This is a genomic window from Methanobrevibacter sp. (assembly GCF_017432245.1).
Lineage (GTDB): Archaea > Methanobacteriota > Methanobacteria > Methanobacteriales > Methanobacteriaceae > Methanobrevibacter.
In genome coordinates, this window is sequence record NZ_JAFRJO010000001.1 from 1 (window position 1) to 8,929 (window position 8,929).

Annotated in this window: 5 protein-coding genes; all 5 read left to right on the forward strand. The window is 31.6% G+C overall.

The window, feature by feature from the left end:
• On the forward strand, positions 1–387 hold a 387-nt coding region (gene pfdA / locus IJI80_RS00005; protein ID WP_292786187.1), incomplete at its 5' end, for a prefoldin subunit alpha.
• 360 nt (positions 388–747) lie between these two features.
• Positions 748–2,163, forward strand: a complete 1,416-nt coding sequence (ftsY, locus tag IJI80_RS00010; RefSeq protein ID WP_292786189.1) for a signal recognition particle-docking protein FtsY — start codon at positions 748–750, stop codon at positions 2,161–2,163.
• Between the two features lie 423 nt (positions 2,164–2,586).
• The gene (locus IJI80_RS00015) at positions 2,587–4,311 is read left to right on the forward strand and encodes a Na+/H+ antiporter NhaC family protein (protein ID WP_292786191.1); all 1,725 of its coding nucleotides are present in this window, start codon (positions 2,587–2,589) and stop codon (positions 4,309–4,311) included.
• A gap of 376 nt (positions 4,312–4,687) precedes the next feature.
• Positions 4,688–6,181, forward strand: coding sequence for a sodium-dependent transporter (locus IJI80_RS00020; RefSeq protein ID WP_292786193.1), 1,494 nt, complete (start codon positions 4,688–4,690; stop codon positions 6,179–6,181).
• Between the two features lie 279 nt (positions 6,182–6,460).
• Positions 6,461–8,857: a hypothetical protein gene (locus tag IJI80_RS00025; RefSeq protein ID WP_292786195.1), complete on the forward strand. Its 2,397-nt coding sequence runs from the start codon at positions 6,461–6,463 to the stop codon at positions 8,855–8,857.
• Positions 8,858–8,929: the final 72 nt, after the last annotated feature.

An 8,929-nucleotide genomic window follows, 5' to 3' on the forward strand; every position in this document is an offset into this window, starting at 1 on the left:
GAAGTTTACAAATCCCAATCTGAGTTATACCAAACTCAAATTGATGCAGTTCAAACTTCTCTTGCTGAAATTAAAATTTTAGAATCTACATTAGATGATATAAGTGGTAAAGACACTGTAGAGACTTTAGTGCCTCTCGGTGCTGGCTCCTTCATTAATGCAGAGATTAAAAATGAAAATAAAGTTATTATGAGCCTCGGTTCTGGTGTAGCAGTATCCAAAACCTTCGAAGAAGCTAAAGAAACTGCTGCTCAACAAAAACAAGAGCTTGAAAATACTTTAGACAAGTTATTTGCAGATTTACAACAAATCACTAATATTGTAGCTCAGCTTTCTCCTCAAGCTGAACAACTAATGCAAAAGCTCCAATCTCAAGGAATGATGTAAGTAATAATTTGTTTTCATTAAGTAAATAATAGATTTTTATCTATTATTCTTCTTTTTTTAACTATTTTTTTATTTTTTATTAGATTTTCTTATTTTATTTTAGATTTTTATATTTATTTTTAGATTTTCTTATTTTATTTTAGATTTTTATATTTATTTTTAGATTTATCTTATTTTTCAAGCCCTATTTTTTTAAAATTTCAACAATAGGATTCATATATTATCTTTAAAATAAGTAAGTTTATTAATTTTTAAATATAAAAATAATTAATGATAGAAATATTTTATAATATTTGTATAATTTTAAATGAAATTTTTAAAAAATTAAATTTTAATACTTATTATTAGGCAGGGATAAACTTGTTTGATTCATTAAAGAAAAAATTTGCTGATGCAAGTGGTAAATTAAAAAATAAAGTCGAAGATGAAGCTAAAGAAGAGAATAATGTAGAATTAATCGAAGAATCTAGCGAAGAAACTTTTGATGAAATAGAAGAATCTGAAGAGATTGAAGAATTTTCAGATGATGAAGATATTTCCGAAGAAGAATTGGATGAAATGCTAGATGCTGCTTTAGAAGAAGAGTCTGAAGAAGATTCAGCCGATGATAAAAAAGAAAAATCAGGAGTCTTAGGTTTCTTAAAAAGAGATAAAAAAGAAGCTGAAGAAGATTCAGATGCAGATTTTGAAGAAGAATCTGAAGAGATAGATGGGTCTGAAGAGGAACTTGGAGAGGAAGTCACTGAAGAAGAAGCTGAAGAAGATTCTGAAGAAGAGATTCCAGAAGAAGGAGAAGAGGAAGAAGAGGAATCTAAAAAATCCAGACGTTCACTATTTAGACGTAAGAAGAAAGAAGCATCTGATGAAAGGTCTGAAGATGAAGATAAAAAGGAGAGATCCGGCAGATTCTTATCATTCATTAAGGAAAAGTCAATATCTGAAGATGATGTTGAAGACATATTATTCGAACTTGAATTAGGTCTTTTGGAAGCGGATGTGGCAATGGATGTTTCAAGTGTTGTTGTTGAATCTGTTAAAAATGATTTGGTTGGCCAAAAGATAAAAAGAAGCAGTGATATTGAAGAATACACTTATGAAGCTCTTAAAAATGCAGTGGCTAAAATCATTAATATCGAAGGAAAATCAATGACTGAACTCCTTGAAGAGAAAGTTGCCCAAGGCGAGCCTCTTGTTGTAATGCTTGTAGGTATCAATGGTACTGGAAAAACCACAACTATTGGTAAATTATCTAATTATTACATTAAAAAAGGATACACTCCAGTTATTGCTGCATCAGATACATTTAGGGCAGGAGCTATTGAACAGGTTCAATATCATGCAGACAATTTAGGCGTTAAATTAATCAAGCATGAAAAGGGATCTGACCCTGCAGCTGTAGCATTTGATGCAGTTCAGCATGCTAGAGCTAGAGGAAAAGAGCTTGTATTGATTGACACTGCTGGAAGAATGCAAACAAACACCAATTTGATGGATGAGATGAAGAAGATCCGTAGGGTCTCTAAGCCTGATTTGGTCGTGTTTGTAGGTGATGCATTAACAGGTAACGATGCAACAGAACAGGCAAGAAAATTCAATGAAGCTATTGATATAGATGGTGTCATACTTACAAAGGCAGATGCCGATTCAAAAGGTGGTGCTGCACTTTCAATTGGTTACATTATTAAAAAGCCAATTCTATTCTTGGGTATGGGACAATCTTATGATGACATTAAGGAATATGATGCGGACTGGATGTTAGAGCAAATATTCTCTTAAATCCCTCATTTTTCTATATCTATTCTTTCATTTTTTATTTCAATTTTATTTTACTATTCTTTTTTTAAAACCTTACTATTTTTATTAAATCAATTTATTTCTTAGTTATATTGAAATAAATAATTTTAAATAATTTTATTCCCTTTTTATATTATTTTACTAAATTTAATCAATTTTAAAGCTAATTTTACTTAATTTTAAAGTTAAATTTATATATTAATTTTATAAATATATTATATATTAACTAAGTAAAATTTAGTTTAATATTTTACATAATATATTAAATGCTGTGTTTTTACTTATTATGTTGGACGGTTTTTAATTTTTATTTATAAATCCAAATCCCTTATTTTGGATTTTTTAAAATAAAATTTGCTATCGTTTAATTCGTATTTTTTAATTTTTTATAAAAATGGTGTGATTATGGAAATGAATAGAAATTTAAAAATTGGATTGATTGTAGCTATTTCTGTAATAGCTCTTTTCGTTTTATCCTTGCTAATTACCAATGCACCAGCTGGAGACGATAATGCAGTTCGTTTCGGTATTTTAACTCTCTTACCGCCTCTTGTGGCTATTGCTTTAGCATTCATAACCAAAGAGACTATTTTATCTTTGTTTATTGGGGTTTTCGTTGGAGAATTTATGGTTTCCGTAAACGACTTAAACATTATCAGCTCTGCTATCAATGCATTTTTAGCAATGGGTAGTCAAATTATTTCTTGTATGGCTGATCCATGGAATGCAGGTATTATCCTTCAATGTTTACTTATTGGTGGTATCATTCAATTAGTAACCAAGATGGGTGGTGCAAAAGCTTTAGCAGATGAATTTGCTAAACGTGCTGACACTCCTAGAAAAGCTCAATTATTCACTGAACTTTTAGGTTTATGTGTATTCTTTGACGATTACGCAAACTCCTTAATTGTAGGTCCTATCATGAGACCTGTTATGGACAAACTTCACGTATCCAGAGAAAAATTAGCATTTGTAGTAGACGCAACTGCAGCTCCTGTTGCAGGTATCGCTATTATTTCTACCTGGATTGGTTTAGAACTCAGTTTAATTACTCAAGGGTTCCAATCCATTGGAATGAATGTAAGTGGATTCGGCATATTTTTACAAACTATTCCATTTAGATTCTATAACATTTTAATCTTAATCTTCATTGTTATCTCTGCACTCACTTACTATGAATTCGGACCAATGAAAGACGCAGAGAAAAAAGCTCGTGCTAGAAAAGAAGATGAACCAGTCGAATCTCTTGAAGCAACCAGTTTTGATGATGTTAAACCGGTTGATGGTATTAAATTATCTGTTTGGAATGCAATTATTCCTATTGGTGTATTGATTGTCGGTGCACTTATTGCATTCTACTGGAGCGGATATACCACTATCTTAGGTGGAGAAGACCAAGCTTTAATTACCTTAATGAAAACTTCCCCATTATCATTCAGCGGTATATTTGAAGCATTAGCAGCTTCTGACGCATCTGTTGCTTTGTTCCAAGCAGCATTGCTTGCTTCCATTGTAGCTATTCTCATGGCTGTACTCCAAAAGATCATGACCATCGAAGAAGCTATCAGTGAATGGGTAGGCGGTATGAAAACTATCGTTATCACTGGTGTAATCTTACTCCTTGCTTGGTCCTTAGGTGGAGTTATTGGTGAATTAGGTACTGCTGATTATTTAGTAGGTGTATTGGCAGGTGCAATACCTATATTTATCTTACCAACATTAATCTTCGTTTTAGGTGCTTTGATTTCCTTTGCAACAGGTACTTCCTATGGTACAATGAGTATTTTAATGCCATTAACCATTCCTCTTGCTTGGGCAGTTAACCCTGAAATGGGCTTTGTAATCGTATGTACTAGTGGTGTATTGACTGGTGCTATCTTTGGTGACCACTGTTCACCAATTTCAGATACCACAATTTTATCCTCTATGGGTACAAGCTGTAACCACATTGACCACGTAAGTACTCAGATATACTATGCAATATTCGTTGCAGCAATTGCTATCATATTCGGTTACATCCCTGCAGGATTCGGTATCCAATGGTACATTTCAATCCCTGTAGCTATTGTAGTAATGTACATCGGATTAAGAGTGCTTGGTGAAAAAGTACCTTTTGATGAAGCAGCTTAAGAAGTTGAAAAGCTTAAGAAGTTTAAGAAACTACTTAAATAGTTTTATCTATTTAAGTTTCCTTTTTCTTCTTTTTATTTTTTAATTAAATTTTAAATTTAATATTTATTCAGTATTCTAACTTTAATTTTTAATTTAATATTTTAATTTTAATATAAACTTTTTTAAAATTTTTTATTAGTTGAATTAATTAATAAAATGTTTTTTAAGGTTTTATTAATTAATTTAATTATTCATTATCTTTTTAATAATTAATTATTCATTTATCTTTTAATAATTAATTATTCATTTATCTTTTAATAATTAATTATTCATATTATGTTTATTTGATTCATATTCATTTATTTGATATTTTTTGTTTATTGTAGTGATTTTTATGGCGAACGAAAAGTCTGTGTGGGATAGTAATATTGCTTTTGTTTTGGCAATGATTGGTTCCGCTGTAGGTTTAGGAAATATTTGGCGTTTCCCAAATGTCCTTTATTCCAACGGTGGAGGATCATTCATGATTCCTTATATAGTTTCTCTATTTATTTTAGGAATCTCATTTGTTTTGGTTGAATATGCAGTAGGATTTAAATTCAAAACATCCTTATCCAAGATATTTTTTACCATTAAGTCTAGATTGGAACCTATTGCCTGGTTTATCATATTGGTTGTATTCCTAATCACAACCTATTATGTTTGTGTAGTAGCTTGGGACTTGATATATGTCGCTTTGAGTTTAACCAAGGCATGGGGTGCAAATCCTGATTTGTTCTTTACAGTTAGTGTTTTGCATGCATCTGATTCCCTTTCAGGCATTACCACTATCGTTCCATGGGTTTTCATATCCATTCTTCTTATTTGGTTAAGTTCATGGTTCATTGTCCAAAAGGACTTGAATGAAGGTATTGGTAAAGTAAGCAAAATATTATTGCCTGTCTTGCTTGCAATTGTCATTATAATTGTTGCATTTTCATTGACTTTACCTGGCGCTTCAATAGGTTACACTCAGATATTCACACCTGATTGGTCTGCATTAACCAATTTGAATGTATGGCTTGCAGCATTTGGTCAGATTGTATTTTCCCTTAGTTTAGGCATGTCAATTGCTCTTACCTATGCAAGCTACCTTCCTGAGGATTCCAAATTAACTGACAATGCTTTGATTGTAGCATTTTCCAACTCAGGATTTGAGGTGTTCAATGCTATTGGAATCTTCTCAATCTTAGGATTTATGGCTTTAACAAGTGGAATCCCATTCAATGAATTGGTTACTGAAGGTACAGGTTTGGCATTTGTTGTTTTCCCGAAAGTATTTAATGTAATGGGTCCTTGGTCATCTATTATTGGGCCATTGTTCTTCTTATGCATTTTATTTGCAGGTTTAACTTCTCTTATGGCTCTGCTTGAAGTGGCTTCTTTTGCAATTTCTGAAAAATTCGACTTTTCAAGAAGAAGATCCGCAACTTTGGTATGTATTGTTGGATTCTGCATATCCTGCTTATTTTCAACTGCTGCAGGAAGCTACCTCTTAGGAATCTTTGATGCATTCCTAAACAACTTTGCATTGCTGTTTGGAGTATTCCTTGAATGTATAATATTCGGTTGGATATATAATTTTGATGAGCTTGTTGAAGTCTTAAACAGTCATTCAACCATTCAGATGGATTCATTCTGGAAGGTCATTATTAAGTATATCTTGCCGGTTTGTATCTTTGTGTTATGGGCTCAAGGAGTTTATAGCACTATTTTAACTGGAGATACTACAAGCCATTTGGTTATGCTTGCTTTAGCTATTGCTCTTGTAGTTGTTCCAATAATATTCACTCTATTGCCTGCAAGGAATGAGGATTATTATAAACCAATTCAAGAGGATAATCAATAATTCCTCTTCATTTTTATTTTTTGGGAAGTTTTCCATTTTTTTATTTTTCCTGTTTTATATATTTTTCAACAATTTTTCTATTTTTTCTACTTTTATTATTTCCACTATTTCTCTATAATTTTTCCAAAATAAGCAAATTTTTTAAATAATTAAAACTTTAATATATTTATAATAATAAAATCTAAAATTAAATTATTTATGAGATGTAATTAAAGAGATATGTGAATATTTTAAAATATTTATTTAAAAAACTGATTATTCTTATTGATGTGATGTAAGATGGGTGATGAAATTATAGGAAATAGATGGGATAGTTCAACAGGTTTCCTAATAGCTATGATAGGAGCCATCATTGGACTGTCTGGAATTTGGAAATTTTCTTATCTTATGTATGAAAATGGTGGAGGAACATTCCTTATACCATATATTTTAGCTATTGTAGTCATGGCTATCCCTATTTTAGTATTGGAATTTGGTGTGGGGTTCAAGTTCAAGTCAAGTCTGCCTAAGGTATTTTATAATATCAAGTCAGAGTTTGAAATCATAGCATGGTTTGTAGTGTTCCTGATTTTTATAGTGCTGATTTATTATACCTGCATAATGTCTTGGGACCTTATCTATATTATCCTTAGTTTATTTAAAGGATGGGGTAGCAATCCTAGTGTTTTCTTTACAACTACATTGCTTCATAGCACCTCCAATCCATATGGGCTAACTTATCTTGTAGTTCCTATTGGGGTTGGCTTGATAGTAATATGGGGTTTGATTTATTTATTCTCCCGTAAGGAAATCAACAAGGGAATCTTGACAATAAGTAAAATATCTTTAATATTGTCATTTGTATTGTTAATTGGAATGCTATTGTTCTCTCTTCAATTGCCAGGGTCCCGTACTGGAATAATGGCCTTGTTTAATCCAAATTGGTCTGTGCTCTTGGATTTTAATGTATGGCTAGCTGCATTTGGTCAATTGATATTCTCATATGGTTTAGGTTATGCTATTGCAAGTACATATTCCTCTTACTTGGGAGACAATGCAAAATTGATTGACAATGCATGGATTATTGTTTTGGTAAGTCTGGTCTTTGAGGTATTGGTTTCAGTTCTCCTATTTGCAATCATGGGGTATATGGCATTAGGCAGGAATATTCCAATTACCAGTTTAGTCAGCGATGGATTTTCCTTGATATTCGTTGTTTTCCCTAATGTATTCAATATAATGGATCCATGGGTTTATATGGTTGCTCCAGCATTTTTCTTGCTTATATTTGTTGGCAGTTTAAGCACTGTTTTAGCTTTGATTGAACCATTGTCCAATGCAATAAGCGAAAAATTCGGATGGACAAGGGACAGGGCTGTTAGACAGCTTGTCTTAGTAGGATTGTTCTTGTCATTCATATTTGCAACTGGTATGGGCGAATACCTTTTAAGAATTACAGATTCATTCATAACTCAATTTGCAATTATATTAGGTGTTCTTTTTGAAATAATTGTTTTAGCTTGGGTTTATGATATTGAGGACTTACGTTCAGTTATAAACAGTAATTCCTATATTAAAGTGGATAAATCTTGGATAATTACAATTAAATTCATCATTCCAATAATTTTAGCCATTATTTGGATTTTAGGAGTTTATAATTTAATACTTGCTGGAGATAGGCAAAGTTTGCTTGTCCAATCAGTTATCGCTTCCATATTTGTGATTGTTCCTTTAGCATTAACAATTATCCCTTGTAAAACCGATTATTCTCTTGATTTGTCAGACAATAAAGGTGGAATGAACTACTTTAAAGAAAAAGACTATGTTGAAAAGACCATTGATGATTATAAAGAAGAAGATCATAATCCTTTATTTGATAAAAACGGTTCATTTGTAAGTCCTTATAAATCCTTAAGGAATAGGTTCAAAAGGGATGATAATGATGATGAAGAGATGGAGGATATTGTTGAGGAAGGCAAATCAAAATCCAGAAGATTAAATAGATTTGGAAGTTCAAAGTCCAAATCAGGTAAAAATGTCCTAAGAAATGTTGATTTGTCATCAGAGGAATTTGATTCTCCTTACGATGAGGATTTTGATGATAAATATAATCGCTATGATGATTTAGATTATGGTGCAGATGATTCCTCAAATGGTGCCAAAAAGAAATCAAAATCATTATTCGATAAGATAAACATGTTCAATAGGGATAAGGGCGAGTCTGACTTGGATGATGAATTTGAAGATTTAAGCTTTGATGGTGATTACGAGGAAGAGGATTATATCTCTCCTATTCGAGATGAAGAGGTTAATTCCCAAAAATCAAGACATACATTCAAAAGCTCTAAGGATGCAGATGTTTTTGACAATTTAGATGATTATGTTGAAAAGCCTAAAGCTAAATCCAAATCATCTAAAAAATCTAAGACAAAATCTAAATCCAAACCTAAATCTTCTAAAAAAGCTAAAGTTAAGGAACCTGCAGAAGAGGAATATGAAGACTTTAGTGATGATTTCTTCGATGATGGAGTGTTTGGTGATGAAGGATACGAATCCCTTTTGGATGATTATGTTGAAAAGCCTAAATCCTCTAAAAAGAAATCCAGCACTGCTAAACGGAATTTGGATGAAGATGATGATAAATATTATGACTATGAAGGAAAAGGAGCAGATTCTGTTTTCAATTTAGATGATTGAGTAACTAAGTTTTTCTTATAGTTTCGAATATCACTTTTCATTTTCTTTTTTTTATTTTTATCTTATTTTTTA

Excerpts from the sequence above, each read along its gene's own strand:
- IJI80_RS00020 (WP_292786193.1), top strand. The coding sequence starts at position 4,688 with ATGGCGAACGAAAAGTCTGTGTGGGATAGTAATATTGCTTTTGTTTTG.
- IJI80_RS00015 (WP_292786191.1), top strand. The coding sequence starts at position 2,587 with ATGGAAATGAATAGAAATTTAAAAATTGGATTGATTGTAGCTATTTCT.
- IJI80_RS00025 (WP_292786195.1), top strand. The coding sequence starts at position 6,461 with ATGGGTGATGAAATTATAGGAAATAGATGGGATAGTTCAACAGGTTTC.